Origin of the sequence: Salipiger marinus (assembly GCF_035481585.1) — a bacterium.
Classification (GTDB): domain Bacteria; phylum Pseudomonadota; class Alphaproteobacteria; order Rhodobacterales; family Rhodobacteraceae; genus Salipiger; species Salipiger marinus.
The window spans coordinates 65,285-84,257 of sequence record NZ_JAYKSL010000019.1; the positions used below are offsets into that span (position 1 = coordinate 65,285).

17 protein-coding genes are annotated in these 18,973 nt (G+C 68.0%); 7 read left to right on the forward strand and 10 right to left on the reverse strand.

Going from position 1 to position 18,973, the window contains the following annotated elements; all coding sequences use genetic code 11:
* Positions 1-13: 13 nt before the first annotated feature.
* Positions 14-610, reverse strand: a complete 597-nt coding sequence (locus VK682_RS20755) for an NADPH-dependent FMN reductase (protein ID WP_230797725.1) — start codon at positions 608-610, stop codon at positions 14-16.
* Between the two features lie 135 nt (positions 611-745).
* On the opposite strand from VK682_RS20755, the gene cobT reads away from it, so the two are divergent.
* The 3 genes from cobT to VK682_RS20770 all read left to right on the forward strand — a co-directional run bounded on the left by cobT (position 746) and on the right by VK682_RS20770 (position 4,975).
* Positions 746-2,623 (forward strand): cobaltochelatase subunit CobT, encoded by a 1,878-nt coding sequence (gene cobT, locus VK682_RS20760; RefSeq protein WP_324782481.1) that lies wholly within the window; start codon positions 746-748, stop codon positions 2,621-2,623.
* Between the two features lie 171 nt (positions 2,624-2,794).
* Positions 2,795-4,573, forward strand: coding sequence for an aminopeptidase P family protein (locus VK682_RS20765; protein WP_230797724.1), 1,779 nt, complete (start codon positions 2,795-2,797; stop codon positions 4,571-4,573).
* A 57-nt stretch (positions 4,574-4,630) separates the two neighbouring features.
* Positions 4,631-4,975: a DUF427 domain-containing protein gene (locus tag VK682_RS20770; RefSeq protein ID WP_207543668.1), complete on the forward strand. Its 345-nt coding sequence runs from the start codon at positions 4,631-4,633 to the stop codon at positions 4,973-4,975.
* Between the two features lie 66 nt (positions 4,976-5,041).
* Here VK682_RS20770 and VK682_RS20775 read toward each other — a convergent pair whose 3' ends face one another.
* Positions 5,042-5,470, reverse strand: coding sequence for a MarR family winged helix-turn-helix transcriptional regulator (locus VK682_RS20775; RefSeq protein ID WP_089850281.1), 429 nt, complete (start codon positions 5,468-5,470; stop codon positions 5,042-5,044).
* Between the two features lie 106 nt (positions 5,471-5,576).
* Here VK682_RS20775 and VK682_RS20780 point away from each other — a divergent pair, with 106 nt between their 5' ends.
* Positions 5,577-6,005 carry an organic hydroperoxide resistance protein gene (locus tag VK682_RS20780; protein ID WP_230797723.1) on the forward strand — a complete coding sequence of 143 codons (429 nt, stop codon included), beginning with the start codon at positions 5,577-5,579 and terminating at the stop codon, positions 6,003-6,005.
* Positions 6,006-6,044: 39 nt separating this feature from the next.
* On the opposite strand, the gene VK682_RS20785 is transcribed toward VK682_RS20780, so the two are convergent.
* On the reverse strand, positions 6,045-7,721 hold the full coding sequence (locus VK682_RS20785; RefSeq protein WP_230797722.1) for a chloride channel protein: 1,677 nt from the start codon (positions 7,719-7,721) through the stop codon (positions 6,045-6,047).
* A gap of 70 nt (positions 7,722-7,791) precedes the next feature.
* Here VK682_RS20785 and VK682_RS20790 point away from each other — a divergent pair, with 70 nt between their 5' ends.
* Positions 7,792-9,165 (forward strand): FAD-binding oxidoreductase, encoded by a 1,374-nt coding sequence (locus tag VK682_RS20790; protein WP_230797721.1) that lies wholly within the window; start codon positions 7,792-7,794, stop codon positions 9,163-9,165.
* A 93-nt stretch (positions 9,166-9,258) separates the two neighbouring features.
* Here the strand turns inward: VK682_RS20790 and VK682_RS20795 are convergent, their stop codons facing one another.
* On the reverse strand, positions 9,259-9,582 hold the full coding sequence (locus VK682_RS20795; RefSeq protein WP_089850273.1) for a 2Fe-2S iron-sulfur cluster-binding protein: 324 nt from the start codon (positions 9,580-9,582) through the stop codon (positions 9,259-9,261).
* A gap of 188 nt (positions 9,583-9,770) precedes the next feature.
* On the opposite strand from VK682_RS20795, the gene VK682_RS20800 reads away from it, so the two are divergent.
* Positions 9,771-10,283, forward strand: coding sequence for a peptidoglycan-binding domain-containing protein (locus VK682_RS20800; RefSeq protein ID WP_230797720.1), 513 nt, complete (start codon positions 9,771-9,773; stop codon positions 10,281-10,283).
* A gap of 148 nt (positions 10,284-10,431) precedes the next feature.
* The gene (locus tag VK682_RS20805) at positions 10,432-10,989 is read left to right on the forward strand and encodes a CHAP domain-containing protein (protein WP_089850270.1); all 558 of its coding nucleotides are present in this window, start codon (positions 10,432-10,434) and stop codon (positions 10,987-10,989) included.
* Positions 10,990-11,067: 78 nt separating this feature from the next.
* On the opposite strand, the gene VK682_RS20810 is transcribed toward VK682_RS20805, so the two are convergent.
* The 6 genes from VK682_RS20810 to VK682_RS20835 all read right to left on the reverse strand — a co-directional run bounded on the left by VK682_RS20810 (position 11,068) and on the right by VK682_RS20835 (position 18,973).
* Complete coding sequence (locus VK682_RS20810) at positions 11,068-11,907, reverse strand: fumarylacetoacetate hydrolase family protein (protein ID WP_230797718.1); 840 nt, start codon at positions 11,905-11,907, stop codon at positions 11,068-11,070.
* A gap of 286 nt (positions 11,908-12,193) precedes the next feature.
* Complete coding sequence (locus VK682_RS20815; RefSeq protein ID WP_089850266.1) at positions 12,194-13,471, reverse strand: TRAP transporter large permease; 1,278 nt, start codon at positions 13,469-13,471, stop codon at positions 12,194-12,196.
* Positions 13,472-13,478: 7 nt separating this feature from the next.
* Complete coding sequence (locus VK682_RS20820; RefSeq protein WP_089850265.1) at positions 13,479-14,069, reverse strand: TRAP transporter small permease; 591 nt, start codon at positions 14,067-14,069, stop codon at positions 13,479-13,481.
* A gap of 108 nt (positions 14,070-14,177) precedes the next feature.
* The gene (locus tag VK682_RS20825; protein ID WP_230797717.1) at positions 14,178-15,167 is read right to left on the reverse strand and encodes a sialic acid TRAP transporter substrate-binding protein SiaP; all 990 of its coding nucleotides are present in this window, start codon (positions 15,165-15,167) and stop codon (positions 14,178-14,180) included.
* A gap of 29 nt (positions 15,168-15,196) precedes the next feature.
* A complete protein-coding gene (locus tag VK682_RS20830; protein WP_230797716.1) occupies positions 15,197-16,948 on the reverse strand; it encodes an Ldh family oxidoreductase in 1,752 nt (583 codons plus the stop codon).
* 78 nt (positions 16,949-17,026) lie between these two features.
* Positions 17,027-18,973, reverse strand: a complete 1,947-nt coding sequence (locus tag VK682_RS20835) for a 3-hydroxyacyl-CoA dehydrogenase NAD-binding domain-containing protein (protein WP_230797715.1) — start codon at positions 18,971-18,973, stop codon at positions 17,027-17,029.

Genomic DNA, 18,973 nt, shown 5'->3' on the forward strand with positions numbered 1-18,973 from the left:
CCCCCCTGCCCCCTCAGGCGCTTTTGGCGCGGGCAGCCATGGTAGCCTCGGCCCACCACAGCAGTTCTTCGATCATCGCATCGGCAGATCCGCCGATGGCGTTCTCGACCTCCGCCAGCGGTTTTTCCTGCCCGCCCAGCGGATGGACCTCCATGAAGGTGCCTGCAGCGATATGTACGGCGTTGCGCAGCGGCACCATCTGCAGCTCCACCGCGATGCCGCGCAGATGCTCGATCGCGCGCGCAGCCCCCACGCCGCCATAGCCCACGGCGCCTGCGGGCTTGCGGTTCCATTCCTTGTAGGCCTGATCCAGCGCGTTCTTCAGCACACCGGTGATGGAGTGGTTGTATTCCGCGACCACAAAAATATAGCCGTCAAACTCCGCCAGCGTTTCCTGCCAGCGCACGGCACGCGGATCCTGCGAGGGCGCCCAGAGGTTGGAGGCCGCCTCGTCAAAGAAGGGCAGGTCGAAATCGCGCAGGTCCAGAAGCTCGGCCTCCATCCGGCCATCGGCCTGCAGGCGCGCGGTGATCCAGTCGGCGGGCACGTGGTTCCAGCGGGCGTCACGGGTGCTGCCGGTGATGACGGCGATGCGGGGCTTGCGGGTCATGAAAGTCTCCTTGGCAAAGGGGGGTGTCCCCGCACAACATGGCGCGGCACGGTCCACAGGCAAAGATCCGGTCCCCGCACAGTCGCTGTGCGCTTCCCTCTTGCCAATCCCGCGCGGCGGCGCGAAACCTGTGCCATGGCACGCGACACCGACAACCCCGCAGATCCGTTCAAGAAGGCGCTGGCCGACGCCACCAAGGTCATGGCCGACGATCCCGAGCTTACGGTCAACTATTCCGTCGACCCCTCCGGGGTGTCGGGCGACATCATGCGCCTGCCGCAGGTGTCGCGCCGTCTGACCCGCGACGAGGTGCTGCTGGCCCGCGGCACCGCCGACGCGCTGGCGCTGTACCGGCGCTATCACGATCCCGCGACCCATACCCGCTACGCGCCCCCCGGCGCCATCGCCCGCGATCTTTACGAGGCGATGGAAACCGCGCGCTGCGAAGCCATGGGGGCGCGCGACATGCCCGGCACCGCCGGCAATATCGACGCCAAGATCGGCCACGAGGCGGCGCGGCGCGGCTATGGGCAGATCACCCAGGCCTCGGAGGCGCCGCTGCCGGTGGCGGCGGGCTACATGATCCGCCATCTGGCCACCGGGCGCGACCTGCCCAAGGATGCGCGCCATGTCATGGAACTGTGGCGCGGCTTCATCGAGGATCAGGCGGGCGGCACGCTGGAAAGCCTGCAGGACAAGCTGGCCGACCAGACCGCCTTTGCCCGTTTCGCGCGGCAGATCATCACCGATCTGGGCTATGGCGACCAGCTGGGCGATGACCCGGACCAGCTGGATGACGACCAGCAGGACGAAGCCGAACCCGGATCCGACGAGGACGAACAGCCCGATTCCAACGGCGACGACCAGCAGGATCAGGACGAGGCGGAAGCCTCGCCAGAACAGTCGCAGGACGACACGCAGGACCAGAGTCAGGCGCAGGTCTCCATGGACGAGCTTGCCGATCAGGAGATGGGCGAAGAGGCCGAGATGCCGGACGGCGAGGCGCCGCTGGAACCGCCGCCGCCCCCCGCCGCCTCCGAGGCCGATCCGCTCTACAAGGTCTATGACGGCAGCCATGACGAGGAAATCCCCGCCGAGGATCTGGCCGATCCCGCCGAACTGGAACGCCTGCGCGCCTATCTGGACCAGCAGCTTGATCCGCTGAAAGGGGCGGTGTCGCGGCTGGCCAACAAGCTGCAGCGCCGCCTGCAGGCGCAGCAGAACCGCAGCTGGGAATTCGATCTGGAGGAAGGCATCCTTGATGCCGGACGTCTGGCACGCGTGGTCGCGAACCCGACCACCCCGCTCAGCTTCAAGGTCGAGAAGGATACGGAATTCCGCGACACGGTGGTAACGCTGCTGCTGGACAATTCCGGATCCATGCGCGGGCGCCCCATCTCCATCGCGGCGATCTGTGCCGATGTTCTGGCGCGCACGCTGGAACGCTGCTCGGTCAAGGTGGAGATCCTTGGCTTCACCACCCGCGCGTGGAAGGGCGGGCTTGCCCGTGAAAAATGGCTGGCCGAGGGGCGCGAACAGCAGCCCGGGCGGCTGAATGACCTGCGTCACATCATCTACAAACGCGCCGACGCGCCGTGGCGCCGGGTGCGCGACAATCTGGGCCTGATGATGAAAGAGGGCCTGCTGAAGGAAAACATCGACGGCGAGGCGCTGGAATGGGCGCACCGGCGTATGGTCGGGCGCCCCGAAGCGCGCAAGATCCTGATGGTGATCTCCGATGGCGCGCCGGTGGATGACAGCACCCTGTCGGTGAACCCCGCCAACTACCTTGAAAAGCACCTGCGCGATGTCATCGCCATGGTGGAACGGCGCCGGCAGGTGGAACTGCTGGCCATCGGCATCGGCCATGACGTGACCCGCTACTACAACCGCGCCGTGACCATCACCGACGTGGAACAGCTCGCCGGGGCGATGACCGAACAGCTCGCCGCCCTGTTCGATTCGGACCCGCGCGCCCGGGCACGGGTCATGGGCATGCGCCGCATAAGCTGAGATGCCGGGGCCGAGGGGCCAGCCCCTCGGGCTCCCCGGGATATTTGCAGCCAATGGAAACACAAGCACGTCCAGAGGTTTCCATTGGCTTAAAATATCCCGGGGTGAATTGGCGCGGCACGCGCCAAGAGGGGCAGAGCCCCTGACCAGCCCTCCAGAGGAGAGACCGCCATGTTCCAGAGCTTCGAGACCGCCGCCCGCCCGGAGCAGGGGCCGCCCCGTCTGGCCGCCCTGCGTGCCGAGCTTGCGGCGGAGGGTCTGGACGGGTTTCTGGTGCCGCGCGCCGATGCGCATCAGGGCGAATATGTGGCGCCGCATGACGACCGGCTGGCATGGCTGACCGGCTTTACCGGATCGGCGGGCTTTTGCGTGGCGCTGCGCGACAGTGCCGGGGTGTTTGTCGATGGCCGCTACCGGGTGCAGGTCAAGGCGCAGGTGGCCGCCGAGTTTACCCCGGTGGACTGGCCGGAAACCAGCTTGGGCGTCTGGATCGCGGCGCGGCTGCCGCAGGGCGGTCGGGTCGGGTTTGATCCATGGCTGCTTTCGGTCGAGCAGGCCACGCGGCTGCGCGCCGATCTGGGCGCGGTGGAGCTTGTGCCGGTTGCCAATCTGGTGGACCGGATCTGGACCGACCAGCCGCCCCCGCCCGCGGGCCGGGTCTTTGCCCAGCCCGAAGATCTGGCGGGGCAGTCCCATGGCGACAAGATCGCGCAGCTGGCGGCGGGGCTCACCCGCGCCCGTGCCTGTGTCCTCACCCTGCCCGACAGTCTGGCATGGCTGCTGAACATCCGGGGATCCGACATTCCGCGCAATCCGGTGCCGCATGGCTTTGCGCTGCTGCAGGCCGAAGGAGGAGTGACGCTGTTCATGGCGGCGGAGAAGCTGGCGGATCTGGGCGCGCATCTGGGGCCGCAGGTCACGCTGGCCGAGCCTGACGCCTTTCTGCCCGCCCTGCGCGCGCTGGAAGGCCTGGTGCAGATCGACCCCGCCACCTGCCCCGTGGCGGTGGCCGAGGCGCTGGCAGGCCGCGCGCTGGTGGAGGCGCCCGATCCCTGTCTTCTGCCCAAGGCGCGCAAGACCGGGGCCGAGCTTGCCGGAACCCGCGCCGCCCATCTGCGCGACGGGGCGGCCATGGTGCGCTTCCTGACATGGCTCGACGCGCAGACCCCCGGCAGCTTTTCGGAGATCGACGTGGTGCGCGCGCTGGAGGCCGAGCGCCGCGCCACCAATGCCCTGCGCGACATCTCGTTTGAGACCATCGCGGGCAGCGGTCCCAATGGCGCCATCGTGCATTACCGCGTGACCGAGGAGACCGACCGCGTGGTGCAGGCGGGCGATCTGCTGCTGGTGGACAGCGGCGGGCAGTATCAGGACGGCACCACCGACATCACCCGCACGCTGGCCATCGGTCCTGCCGGAGACGAGGAGCGTCTGGCCTTCACCCGCGTGCTGAAGGGCATGATCGCGCTGTCGCGGCTGCGCTGGCCCGAGGGGCTGGCCGGGCGCGACATCGACGCGCTGGCGCGGGTCTCGCTCTGGGAGGCGGGGCTGGATTATGGGCATGGCACCGGGCATGGCGTCGGCGCCTATCTGTCGGTGCATGAGGGGCCGCAGCGCATCGCCCGCAGCGGCACCGTGCCGCTGGAGCCGGGGATGATCCTGTCCAACGAGCCGGGCTTCTATCGCGAGGGCGCTTATGGTATCCGCATCGAGAACCTCATCGCGGTGGAGCCCGCGCCCCCCCTGCCCGGCCAGACTGTTGCGCGCATGCTGCGTTTCGAGACGCTGACCTATGTGCCCATCGACCGGCATCTGGTGGAGACGGGGCTGCTGACCAGCGCGGAGCGCGACTGGCTGAACGCCTATCACGCCGAGGTTCTGGAACGTATCGCACCGCTGGTGGAAGGCGCGGCACGGGACTGGCTCGGGGCGGCCTGTGCGCCGCTTTGACACGGGACTGTCGCAGGGACGTCGCTATACCATGAGCGGGTTGATGGGAGAGACAGGATGCTGAAACATATCGCAGTCCGTCCGGCGGGCGGCACTTGGGTGATCCGCGCGGGCGGGGCCGTTCTGGGCGAAAGCAGCCGGGCGCTGGAACTGACCGAGGGCGACAAGCCCTTTGTCATCTTCTTCCCGCGCGAGGATGTGGCCATGGCCTTTCTGGAGCCCAGCCCCTATCGCAGCTCCAGCGCAGCGCTTGGCGAGGCGGAGCATTACCACATCGCCTCGAAAAGCCGCACCTATGAGAATGCGGTGTTCTGCTATACGCAGCCGAAACCCGACGCGGCAGAGATCGGCGGCTATCTGGCCTTTGACGTGCAGGATGGCGTGGCGGTCGAACAGGTCTGACCGGTTCGGCCTGAACTCCGCAGGCGGGTGCGGGCTGCTGGCCTGACGCCCGGCTGCGCGACGCCTTCAGGCCTTGCGCAACTGGTCGCGCAGCGTGGTGATCTCGTCGCGCAGGCGCAGCAGATCGTCCAGCGGCAGGCCCGCCTCATCCGCGATGCAGCCCGGCACATGGGCGGCGCGGGCGCGCATCTGCTGGCCTGCTTCGGTCAGGTCCAGCCGCACCTGCCGCTCGTCCTCCGGATCGCGGCGGCGGATCAGCAGACCTGCCGCCTCGAGCCGTTTCAGCAGCGGCGTCAGCGTGTTCGATTCCAGCTGCAGCTGGCGCGCGACATCGCCCATGCGCGGCGGGGTGTCGGCGGTCCAGAGCGCGCTCAGCACCAGATATTGCGGATAGGTCAGGCCCAGCCGGTCCAGATGCGGGCGGTAGGCCTGCTGCATCGCATGGGTGGCGGAATACAGCGCGAAGCAGATCATGTCGGCGGGGGCTAGGGTCATCGCGGCAAGTTATATCGTGCGCGATCCTTTCGCAAGCGATTGACGGCAGTCCCGGGCCACGCTATCAATCGCGCACGATCCAATCGTTAGCGAAGGAATTACCCCCATGACCATTGATGCAAAATACTGGACCGAAGCGCAGGCCACCGGCGGCGGCCGCAACGGCGTGGCGAAGCTTGCCTCCGGCATGCTGACCGTCACCATGGCGAGCCCGAAGGAGCTGGGCGGATCGGGCGCGGGTCACAACCCCGAAGAGCTGTTCGCGCTTGGCTATGCCGCCTGCTATCTGGGCGCGATGCGCTTTGCAGCAAGCTCCGAAAAGCTGGGCACCGTGCCTGAGGATGCCACCGTCACCGCGCATGTGGGCATCGGCCCGCGCAGCGAGGGCGGCTTTGGCCTGAAGGTCAAGCTGGTGGTCGCCCTGCCCGGGCTGGAGCGCGACGTGGCGGAAAAGATCGTGGAACGCGGCCATTTCATCTGCCCGTATTCCAACGCGACCCATGGCAATATCGAGGTCGAGACCGAACTCGCCTGAGCCACGGCCAAAGCGGGACCGTCGCGGCGGCGCGGCGGTCTAGCTGTGTTCTTCTTCCGCCGTAGCGGCCAGCGCCCGGTTATAAGCCTTGAGCGCGTCGACATGGAACAGCGCGCCCTGCAGCACCGGGGTGCCGTCGGGCTCGGTCCGGGTGATGACCGGCAGATAGGCCACGCCGGATTTCTCGAACAGCGGCAGCGCGGTTTCCAGCGTGGACTGCGCGTTGAGATACAGCCCCTGATCCATCATGCGCAGGCAGGCTTCCTCGTCGGCGGCGCCCTCGGCGGTCACCGGGCGCATCACGCCCTGAACCCGGAACATCGCCAGCAGATAGGCCTGTGGCCCCGCCGCCAGATGCACGTTGCGCCGTTCCAGCTGCGTCAGGAAGAAGCTGCGATGCACCAGCCGCGACGCCACGGCGGTGGACATCGACACCGAGATCATCACCGCGAGCCCGGTCTGCCAGTCGCCGGTCAGTTCGAACACGATCAGCGTGGTGGAGATGGGCGCGCCCAGCACCGCCGCCGCCACCGCCCCCATGCCCGCCAGCGCATAAAGCGTGAAGGCCGAACTGTGATCGGGCACGATGGCCGTTGCCACATGGCCGAAGGCGAGCCCGGTCAGCGCCCCCACCATCAGCGAGGGGGAAAACACCCCGCCCCCCATGCGTCCGGCCATGGTCACCGACACCGCCGCCACCTTGACCACGGCAAAAAGCATCGCCTCGCCCAGCCCCAGCGTGCCGGTCAGCGCGCGCGAGGTCGTCTCGTAGCCCACGCCGATGATATGCGGAAACAGGATGGCGATGGCCCCCAGCATCAGCCCGGTGACCGCAGGCCGCAGCCAGTGCGGCAGCGACAGGCGGCGCTGGATGGTGGTGCCCAGATCGTCAGACCAGAAGATGGCCCGCATCATCAGCACCGCCACCAGCCCGCAGACCAGCCCCATCAGGAAAAACGCCGGAAGCTCCAGATAGAATTCCACCGTGGTCTGGCCGGGCAGCACAAATTCCGTGACATCGCCAAAGGCCAGCCGGTTGATGACCGTGCCCGCCGCCGAGGCCACGACGATGGGCGCAAAGGCATGCAGGGCGAAATGGCGCAGCACCACCTCCAGCCCGAACAGCGCGCCCGCAATCGGCGCGTTGAAGCTGGAAGAGACGGCGGCAGCCACGGCACAGCCCAGAAGGTCGCGCCCGGTGATGCCGTCCACCCGCAAGAGGTTCGACGCCCAGCTGGAGATCATGGCGGCGATATGCACCACCGGCCCCTCGCGCCCGGTCGACCCACCGGTGGAGAGCGTGATCCAAGAACAGAGCGCCGAGGCGAGCCCCGCCTTCTTTTCCACCCGCCCGTCGCGCAGTGCCGCCCCCTCGATCACGTCGGCGACGCTGCGCACCCGCCCGTCGGGGGTGAACTTGTGCAGGATCAGCCCCACCACGCCGCCCCCCAGCGCGGGCACCAGCAGCACCCAGATCCATGGCAGGCCCGAGGCAAAGGTGGCCAGCGTGCTGACATCCTCGGTGCCGTAAAGCGCGGCCTGCAGCCGTTCGATGGCCAGCCGGAACAGCAGCGCGGCAAAGCCCGAGGCGGCGCCCACCACCAGCGCGATCATCCAGAAGGTGATCTGCCCCGGCCCCTTGTGGCGCAGCAGATCCCAGCCCTCTGCGCAGGCGGCGCGGGTCTCGCGCCAGTGCCGGTCAAATTGGCTCAGCATTTCCCGTCCCATGGCTTTCGCAGGGCGCGCGGCTTGGATAGGATCGCCCGGCACGTCTGGAGGACCCCGAATGACAACCGCACCGGCCCTGGAGGCTCTGGCCCACTTCCTAGGCGAACGCCTCACGCGCTCCAAGTCCGAACTGGAGCTGCATGGCCGTTCGGAGTCGCATTTTCCGCTCACCCTGCCCGATGCGGTGGCCTATCCCGACACGACCGAGGAGGTGGCGCAGATCATGCGGGTCTGCGCGGCCCATGACTGCCCGGTGGTGGGCTGGGGCGCGGGCAGCTCTCTGGAAGGGCACGGGCTCGCGGTCCGGGGCGGCGTTGTGGTGGATTTCACCCGCATGAACCGGGTGCTGCAGATCCGGCCCGCAGATATGGATGTCACCCTGCAGCCCGGCGTGACGCGCGAGGCGCTCAATCAGGAGCTGCGCGCGACCGGGCTGATGTTCCCGGTCGATCCCGGCGCCAATGCCACGCTGGGCGGGATGGCGATGACCCGCGCCTCCGGCACCACGGCGGTGCGCTACGGCACCATGCGCGACAACGTGCTGGGGCTGCAGGTGGTGCTGGCCGACGGGCGGGTGATCCGCACCGGCACGCGGGCGCGCAAATCCTCCGCCGGCTATGACCTGACCGGGCTTCTGGTCGGATCCGAAGGCACGCTGGGGCTGGTCACCGAACTGACCCTGCGCCTGCATGGCATCCCCGAAGCCACCAGCGCGGGCATCTGCGCCTTTCCCGACATGCAGGCGGCGGTGACGGCGGTGATGGACACCATCCAGATGGGCATTCCCATGGCGCGGATCGAATTTGTCGATGCCGCCACCGCCCGCGCCTTCAGCAGCTATGCCGGGGTGGAGATGGCCGAGGCGCCGCATCTGCTGGTGGAATTCCACGGCTCGCCCGACAGCGTGGCGCAGGATGCGGCCCGCTTTGCCGAGATCGTCGAGGATCACGGCGGCTCGCCCTTCCGCTGGTCCGCCCGCGAAGAAGAACGCCGCGCGCTCTGGGCGATGCGGCATAACGGCTATTACGCCATCCTCGCCTCGCGCCCCGGGGCGCGGGCGCTGGTCACCGACATCTGCGTGCCGATCTCGGAACTGGCCCGCGCCGTCGAGGAAACTCAGGCCGACATCGCCGCCAGCCCGATTCCCGGGCCGATCCTCGGCCATGTCGGCGACGGCAATTTCCACGCCATCCTGCTCATCGACCCCGACAGCCCCGCGGATCTGGAGGCGGCCAAGGCGCTGTCGCACCGCATGGCCGAACGGGCGCTGGCGCTCGGCGGCACCTCGACCGGCGAACATGGCGTGGGTCTGGGCAAGCTTGCCTATATGCGCGCCGAACATGGCGAGGGCTGGGACGTGATGGGAGAGATCAAGCGCGCGCTTGATCCCAAAGGCCTGCTCAACCCCGGCAAGCTGGTGCCGCAGGGCTAGGGCCGCGCCACCACAGGCGACGCCCCCTCCGCGCGCCGCGGGTGCGGGGCGGCCACGCGCGCAAGGCAGACGCGGCGCCCCGGCACGCGGATCTCAGATCTGCTTTTCCGGCATCTGCACCACCAGACCGTCCAGCGCGTCGCTGACCTTCAGCTGGCAGGTCAGCCGCGAGCGGGCCGGATCGGGCTGGAAGGCGAAATCCAGCATGTCCTCTTCCATGTCATCCTTGGCGGGCAGCTTCTCCACCCAGTCGGGATGCACATAGACATGGCAGGTGGAACAGGCGCAGGCGCCACCACAATCGGCCTCGATGCCGGGAATGTTGTTGTCGCGCGCGCCTTCCATCACGGTCAGCCCGTTCGCCACCTCGACGACATGCTCGGTTCCGCCAAACTCGATATAGGTGATCTTTGCCATGGGCCTTGCCTCCTTCGTGGGTTGCCCCGGTTTTATCGCCCCGCCGCGCGATGGGCCAGAGCCCAGATCCGCCAAATCCGCTCCACCCGCCCTCTTTGCGCAAGTCCCGGGCGCAAAGCCGCTTTTCCCCCCCGCTGCGGCTTGCTAGGCTCCGCCCGCGCCCGCATAGCAGAACAAGGCCAGAGCAGATGATCCCCCTTCGCCCGCCTGCGGTCCTCCTCCGCCTGAGCCTGCTCGGCCTGCTGGCCGCCTGCGCCCCCACCCCGCCCGACGCGCCGCCGCTGCCGCCCGAAACCGATCCCGACGGCACCTGCTGGGCGCGCGAACATGTGCCCGCCATCTACGAGCAGGTGATGGGCGAGGTGCAGGTGGTGCAGGCCGAGATTGCCGAGGACGGCACGGTGATCCGCCCGCCGATCTATCGCCGCGCGCCGGTGCCGCGCGTGGTGCGCCCGCGCGGCGAGATGCGCTTTCAGGCGCCCTGCCCGGCGGAGATGACGGCGGAATTCATCGCCTCGGTCCAGCGCGCGCTGCAGGCCCGCCGCTATCACGGCGGCCCCATCACCGGGCAGATGGATGCCGCCACCCGCCGCGCGCTGCGCGCCTATCAGACCGAACGCGGCCTCGACAGCGCGCAGCTGTCGCTGGAAACCGCCCGCGCGCTGGGGCTGGTGGCGGTCGATCCCGCAACGCTGCTGTGACGCGGCTTTGGCGGGCCCCCATCGGCAAGATCCTGCCACCGGACCCCCCTGCCCGTTAACCAAGTCTTGATTTTAACCTTCGTTAAGGGAACCTGACCAAGGTCGCCACGAACGAGCGGCCGGGCAGAAACAACTGATCGAGGGACGCATGAGCGTGAACCGCTCCGGGACGGCTATCCGCCGCCTTCCATACCTGTGCGCTTTGCTTCTTCTGGCCGCCGCCTGCGCCAAGACCCCGTCGGAGCAGCTTCCGCTGTCCTCCCAGATGGGGATTGACCTCGACCGTCAGACGCTGGCGCTGCGCGAGGCGGAAACGCTGCAGGCCAAGGGCCAGCGCGTCTGGTGCGTGCCCTTCGCGCGCAATCTCAGCGGCATCGACATCCGCGGCAATGCCGAAACATGGTGGTCCAACGCCAAGGATCTCTATGCGCGCGGACGCCAGCCCGCCGTGGGCGCGGTGATGGCCTTCGGCTCCACCGGATCCATGCCGATGGGCCATGTCGCCGTGGTCTCCGAGGTGGTCTCGCCGCGCGAGGTGCGCGTCGACCACGCCAACTGGCACCGCAATCAGGTCTCGCTGCGCATGGCGGTGATCGACGTGTCGGACCGCAACGACTGGTCCGCCGTCCGGGTGCAGAGCCAGCCCACCGCCTTTGGCAGCGTCTACCCCATCGACGGCTTCATCTACCCGCAGCGTCTCAGATAACAGGACAGCGGCGGGCGCAGACATAAGAACGGCGCGGGAAGCTCTCCCGCGCCGTTCTCTTTTGGTCAGCCCGTCCGCTCAGGCGTCGTCGATGCAGTCCTGCCGCTGGCTGCCCAGCTTTTCGATGCCAAGCTCGACCACATCCCCCGCCTTGAGGTAAACCGGCGGCTTCATGCCCAGACCCACGCCCGGAGGCGTGCCGGTGGAGATGATGTCGCCCGGCTCCAGCGTAAAGAACTGCGACAGGTAGGACACGAGGAACGGCACGCGATAGACCATGGTGGCGGTCGAGCCGTCCTGCATGCGCTTGCCGTTCACGTCCAGCCACATGCCAAGGCTGTCGAAATCGCCCACCTCGTCCGGGGTCACCAGCCACGGGCCGGTCGGGCCGAAATTGTCCGAAGACTTGCCCTTCACCCACTGGCCCGCGCGCTCGGCCTGAAACTCGCGCTCGGACACGTCGTTGATCAGGCAGAAGCCCGCGACGTGATCCATCGCATCCTCTTCCTTGACGTATTTGGCGGTCTTGCCGATGACAAAGCCCAGCTCGACCTCCCAGTCGGTCTTGACGGATTTGCGCGGGATGATGATCGGGTCGTTCGGCCCGCAGATGGCAGAGGTGAACTTGGCGAAGATCACCGGCTCCGGCGGCACGTCCATGCCCGATTCCGCAGCGTGATCGGCGTAGTTCAGGCCGATGCAGATGAACTTGCGCGTGCCCCCCACACAGGCGCCCAGACGCGGGCTGCCCTCGACCAGCGGCAGCGAGGCGGGATCGATGGCTTTCAGCGTCTCAAGATCGGTCAGCACATCGCCTGCGATGTCGGCCACATGGCCGCTCAGATCGCGCAGCTTGCCGTCGCCATCCACCAGCGCGGGCTTTTCCGCGCCTCTCTCGCCATAACGTGCAAGTTTCATGCTCTTCCTCCAAGAAGTGGTCAGATTTTCATACCACCGTCCATGCCATGATCCTGCCGCGGGGGAAAGACATCACGAACGGTTGCGGCCCCCCTGCGCGTCCCCGCAGCGGTCCGGCCCGGCCGGGCGGACCCGGCAGCCCGGCACCACCCGCGCCTCCCCCGCCGCCCGCAAGCCCCGGGCCCTGCCGCGACCACAGGCTGGCCTTCATCTTGCCCCTGAACTCCGGGGGTGAATGCGGCAAAGCCGCAGAGGGGGCAGAGCCCCCTCCCGCCCTGCCGCCGGCTCAGCGGTAGATCAGCGTCGGCAGCCACATGGTGATCTGCGGCACATAGGTGATGAGGATCAGCACCAGCACCAGCGGGATCAGGAACGGCGCGGTACCGGTCATGGCGCGCTCGAAGGGGATGTTGGCCACCCTCGACAGCACGTAAAGCACCATGCCCACCGGCGGCGTCAGCAGCCCCAGCATCAGGTTCAGCACCACGATGACCCCGAAATGCACCGGATCCACCCCGATTGCCACCGCCACCGGCAGCAGCACCGGCACCAGAATGGTGATCGCCGCCACCGTCTCCATGAAACAGCCCACGATCAGCAGGATGATGTTGATGAGCAGCAGGATCACCCACGGATTGTCCGAGGCCCCCAGCAGCAGCGCCGCCGCCATTTCCGGCACCCGGTTCGAGGTCAGGATCCACGCGAAGATCGACGCGGCCCCCACCACCAGCAGCACCACGGCGGTGGTCTCGATGGTGTCGAAGCTCACCCGCACGAAGCGGCGCAGCGTCAGCGTGCGATAGACCACGGCGCCAAGGAACATCGCATAGGCGCAGGCGGCAACGGCGGCCTCGGTCGGGGTGAAGGCGCCGCTCAGGATGCCGCCCACGATGATGACCGGCGTCATCAGCGACAGGAAGGCGCGGCGGAAGCTGGAAAACAGGATCTTCCAGACAAAGGCCTGATCTCGCGGATAGCCGCGGCGCCGGGCGGTCCATGCCACCATCAGCATCAGCGCCACCGCCATCACCAGCCCGGGCACGAAGCCTGCGGCAAAGAGCTGCCCGATGGAGGCCCCCGCCACCACGCCATAGATCACCATGGGCAGCGAGGGCGGAATGATCGGCCCGATGGTCGAGGAGGCGGCGGTGATGCCCACGGCAAAATCCGTGTCATATTTGGCATCGCGCATCGCCTTGATCTCGATGGCGCCAAGGCCGCCGGCATCGGCCACCGCCGCCCCCGACATGCCCGCGAAGATCACGCTGGCGCCCACATTCACGTGACCCAGCCCGCCGCGCATCCAGCCCACCAGCGCCAGCGCGAAGTTGAAGATGCGTTCGGTGATGCCCGCCGTGTTCATCAGGTTGCCGGCGAGGATGAAGAACGGCACCGCCAGCAGCGGAAAGCTGTCCACGCCGTTGACCATGCGATGCGCCACCACCATGGGCGGCACCGTGCCCGACAGGATGAACAGCGCCGAGGCGCCCGCCAGCGCGATGGCCACCGGCACCCCGATCAGGATGAGGACCAGCAGCGCCACAAAAAGAAGGGTAATGGTCATGACGTCCTCAGTCGATGGCGCGGACATCGTCCGCATGAAGCTCGGGATCGATCAGGCGGCTGGTACCGCTTGACAGGTGGCGCCACATGTTGATCGCGGCATGCACCGCCATCGCGGCGAAACAGGCGGCAACGAACCAGTAGACCCAGGACTTCGGCACATCGATGGACACCATCATCTGCCCGGTCCGTCCGGCCAGCTGCACCGACAGCCCGGCAAGGGCGGCAAAAAAGCCGGTGGTGATCAGGTCGATCACCGTCTGCATCACCCGGCGCAGCGGACGCGGCACCCAGCGATACAGGAATTCCACCGCGATATGGCAGTTCTTGCGCGCCGCCATCACCGACCCGGCAAAGGTCACGCCGATCAGCAGGTAGCGGGCAATCTCCTCGGTCCAGCCAAGGCTGTCATTCAGCACGTAGCGGGTGAAGAACTGCAAAAACACCACCAGCGCGAGGATCCAGAAGATCGCCAGCACCAGCCCGTCCTGCCAGCGCAGATCCGACAGGTCGATCTCCTGACTGTCGAGATCGGAAATCTGCAGGCTGTGATCCCCCGGCGGCGGGCCGGACCGGCGCGGATCTGTGTCGTCAGTCATGAGGAAAGCCTTTCGTGGCAGAGGCGGAAGCGCAGGCACAGGCCGCAGGGCAGAGGCCCGAAGGCCCCCGCCACTGCGCTTGTGCGGATCTTGGGTCAGGCCGGAGCGTTACTCGATGGCCTGCAGCCGGTCGTAGGTTTCCTGATCCCAGCTTGCCATGTCGCCGTTATGCACCGCCTGCACCGCTTCGATGAACGGGCCGCGATCCACTTCGTTGACGGTCACGCCCTCGTCGGCGAACCACGCCTTGAGGTCTTCTTCGGCCTTGATGATCTGGTCGGTGGCGCAGACTGCCGCCTCGTCCAGAACCTGCTCCAGCGCCGCGTGATCTTCCTCGCCAAGGCTGTCCCATACCGGGCCGCCCACGATGGTCAGCAGCGCGTCGGTGATGTGCCCGGTCAGCGAGATGTCGGACTGCACCTCATAGAACTTCTTGGCCTGAATGGTGGGCAGCGGGTTTTCCTGCGCATCCACCGTGCCCTGCTGCAGCGCAAGATAGACCTCGGCAAAGGCGATGGGGGTGGGGTTGGCGCCGGTGGCTTCGGGGAACATCATGTAAAGCGTGGCATTGGGCACGCGGATCTTCAGCCCTTCCATGTCGGCGGGGGTCACGATCGGCTTGTTGGCCGTCACGTGGCGTTCGCCGTAATAGGTCATGGAGGTGATGTGGTTGCCCGTGGCCTCGTTATAGCCCAGCGACAGTTCGCCAAACAGGTCGGAATTGCGGTAGGCATCCCAATGCGCGTAGTCGCGGAACATGAAGGGCGCGCCGCCGATGGCGATGGGGCCGTAAGCCCGGCCCGCAAACAGCTGGCCGGTATAGATGATGTCCACCGTGCCAAGGCTCAGGCCTTCGTTGATGTCGGTTTCCTTGCCCAGCGAGGACGCCGGGAAGACCTCGACGCCCAGCCGGTTGTCGGTGGCGGCCATCAGCGCGTCATTCGCGGCGACGGCGCAGGTATGATAGGGTTCGTTGGCCTCGTAGACATGCGCCCATTTCAGCACGCGCTCGGCCTGCTGTGCGGATGCGGGCAGCGCTGCGCCAAGCGCCAGCCCCGCCGTGGTGGCCAGTGCGGCGGCCTTTGTAATCCGGTTCATCTGTTCTCCTCCCTGATGTAACCTGTGGTCTAGCGGGTCAGCACCTCCAGCGGTGCGATCCCCTTCTCCCCGGCGAAGCGCGTCAGCGCCTCCACCGCCGTCTGGTCAAGCAGCAGACCGGACATCCGGCGCCGCCTGCCTTCGGACCATTCGCGATCCCCTGCTGCCATCACCGTTCCTCCTGCGGTGGTGGCAGAGCCGCGAATGGCGTCCCGGTAGCGCCTGAGCGTTCCGGTAAAGATATCAAGCCCGGCAAAGGCCGCCGGGTCAAGCGCCAGCACGAAGGCGCCCAGCCCCCGGGGTGTCGCCATGTCCTCGGAAATCATCGGCGGCAGCTCGAAGCTGAGCGGCGCACCCGACAGCGCGGTGCTGAGGATTTCGGAAATCCCCGCCAGCCCTGCGCCCTTGTAGCCAAACTCGCCCCCCAGCGGCGCCAGCATCGCGGCCTCGTCGGGGTCGGTGGTGTTGACCCCCTGCCCGTTCGACGCAGTGTCGGGCGGCAGCGGGATCCCCAGCGCGCGGCTGAGCTGCACCTTGTTGAACGGAATGGCGCTGGTCGCCATGTCGAACAGCCACGGATCCTGCCCCTCGCCCGCAGGCCCCGCCATGGCGATGGGATTGGTGCCGTGGAATTTCTCGGCCCCGCCCTGCAGGCGCACGAAACTGTCGGAATTGCAGAAGCAGAAGCCCAGCATCCCCGCCTCTGCCACCGCCTTGGCATAGGCGCCCGCCGCGCCGAAATGCGAACTGGCGCGGATCGCGACGGCGCCGGTGCCGCTGCTGCGCGCCATCTCGACCGCCAGATCCACCGCCGCATAGGTGGCCCGCGCCCCGTGGCCGTCGCCGCCATCCAGCACCGCCGCCCCGGGGGCGCCCTGCTCCCATGTCACCGAGGGGCGCGCCACCAGACGGCCCCCGACAAAGCCTTCAAGGTAATGCGGCAGCAGCCGGTAGCCGTGGGTATCGACCCCGTGGATGGAGGCATGGCTCAGCGCGCGGATCACGGCGGCGCGGGTCGCGTCGTCGCAGCCTGCGGCCAGCATGGCGGCATCGGCGAACCGCTCCATCTCGGCCAGCATCACCCGGGCGGGCGGGCGCTGTGCCGCAGGCACGGCGGACAGCGCCTGCGCCAGATAGTTCTGCGTGGTGTCGCGGATATGGCTGCGCATCAGATCCAGCGCCGCCTCCAGATCCATGGCCGCAACCAGATCGGTCAGCGCCGCATGTTCGCCCAGCGAGCGGTCGTTCAGCGCCATGTCCCGGCTCAGCCGGTTGCGCAGCGCCTGAATCCGGAAGGACAGCATGTGATGCGTCTTTTCCAGATAGACATTGCCGCATTGCGCAAAGATCGCGTGGTGAAAGGCGTTGTCCAGCAGCTTGTAGCTGCGCCCGTCCTGCGCCGCCAAGGCCTCGCGCATCTGGTCGACCACGGCGCGGAGCGCGGCGGCGAGCGCCTCGGGGTCGCGCTGCATGGCTAGCCGCAGTGCCTCGGATTCCAGCATCTCGCGCAGTTCGCCCAGATCCCGGATGTCATCCGAGGTCATGTCGAACACCTTGTGGCTGCGGTTGGGCGACATCTGGATCATGCCTTCGCATTCCAGCTGCACCAGCGCCTCGCGCACCGGGATTTTCGACATGCCCAGCAGGGCCGCCAGTTCGGATTCCCGCAGCACGGCGCCCATGGGCAGATCACCTTCGATGATCCGGTCCCGGATCACGTCGCGCGCGTGGTCAGACAGTTTCGGTGCCGCCTCGCGCGGGGTCTGCAAATCTGCGGTCATAAAATCCTCCACTCCGGGAGAACGGTATATGGTATATCACCTTTGCGTCAACTCTGCTTTCGTTGCTGAAAGCAAGTTTCAGATAGACGGCATCTCCAGAGCGGCGGCGAACATCGGCCCGCCCTTCCAGCGCGGAAAGCCGTAGCCATGGATCTTCACCAGATCGATGTCGGCGGGCGCCTGCGCGATGCCCTCCGCCAGCAGCGCCTGCCCTTCGGCGGCCATGGCGCCCACCAGCGCTGCGGCAATCGCCTCGGGGGGCAGCGGATCGGCAGCGGCGACATGCGGCGCAAGCAGCGCCTCCACCGTGGGCGAAACCTGCGGGCGGCGCTCGCCTTCGGCATAGTCATACCAGCCGCCGCCGGTCTTCTGACCCTTGCGCCCGGCCCGCACCAGCAGATCGCCCAAAGTCTCGGGCACGTCCTGCCCTTCTGCCCGGGCGCCTTCGCGCTGCAGAAAGGCGATGTCGAGCCCGCCCAGATCCTGCGCCTCGAACGGGCCCATGCGGAAGCCATAGGCGCGCATGGCCGCATCCACCTGCGCCAGCGGCACGCCGCGCCGCACCAGCTGCTCCGCCTCGGCGCGGGTGCGTTTCAGGATGCGGTTGCCGATGAAGCCTTCGCAGACCCCCGCCTGCACCGGCATCTTGCCCAAGGCCCGCGCCAGCGCAAAGCCGGTGGCCAGCACCTCTGGCGCGGTGTCGGGCAGCGGCACGATTTCCAGCAGCTTCATCACATGGGCGGGGCTGAAGAAATGCAGGCCAAGGATGCGCTCGGGATGCGGCACGCCTTCGGTCAGGCCGCGCGGATCAAGATAGGAGGTGTTGGTGGCCAGCACCGCATCGGCGCGGCAATGGCGGCCCAGTTCGGCAAAGACCGCGCGTTTTACGGCGGCATCCTCGAACACCGCCTCGATCACCAGATCGGCCTCTGCCAGCCTGTCATACCCGGTGCTGCCGCTCAGCCCGTCGCTGCGCGCGGCACGTTCGGCCTGCGACAGCTTGCCCCGCGCCATGGCCCCGTCAAAGATCGCCTCGACCGCCGCCAGCCCGCGCGCCAAGGCCGCGTCGTCGCGTTCGATCAGCACCACTTCCAGCCCCGCCTCGCGGCAGGCGGCGGCGATGCCCGCGCCCATCGTGCCGCCGCCGATCACGCCCACGCGCTGCAGGGCGCGCGGGGCGACATCCTTCAGCGCGGCAGGGCGCGGCGCGGCGCGTTCGGCAAAGAACACATGGCGCAGCGCCTGCGCCTCGGGGCTGGGGCGCAGGGCCAGAAAGGTCTCGCGCTCCTTGGCCATGGCCTCGGCAAAGGGCGCCTCGGACGCACAGCGCAGACAGTCCAGCGCGGCGAGCGGCGCGGCATGTCCGGCCCGCGCCGCAGTCTTGCGGGCTTCGGTCCAGAACTCCTCGGGCATGGGCGACAGCGGGCGGGCGGAGACGGGATCGGGCAGATCCTCCTCCAGCGCGCGGCGGGCAAAGCCCATGGCCGCCTCGGTCAGATCCCCCTCCAGCACCGCGTCAAGCAGCCCGGCCTCCAGCGCTTTGGCGGCGGGCCAGTGCCTGCCGCTGGTCACCAGATCCACCGCCGCCGCCATGCCCACCAGCCGTGGCGTGCGCACGGTGCCCGACGCACCGGGCACGATGCCAAGCGTCACTTCCGGCAGGCCCACGCGCGCCGTCGGGGCGGCCACGCGGAACCGGCAGCCCATCGCCACCTCCAGCCCGCCGCCCAGCGCCGCGCCGTGGATCGCCGCCACCCAAGGCTTCGCCGCGCCTTCCAGACGTGCCACCACATCGGGCAGATGCGGCTCCACCGGAGGCTGGCCGAATTCCCGCACATCCGCCCCGGCGATGAAGGTGCGGCCCGCGCAGGTCAGCACCACCGCACGCACGTCCGGATCGGCGTCCAGCGTTTCGGCCATGTCCCACAGCGCGCGGCGCAGGGCGGCGGACAGCGCGTTGACCGGCGGGTTGTCCAGCGTCACGCAGGCGATGCCTTCGTCGATGCGGCAGGTCAGCAGGGTCAT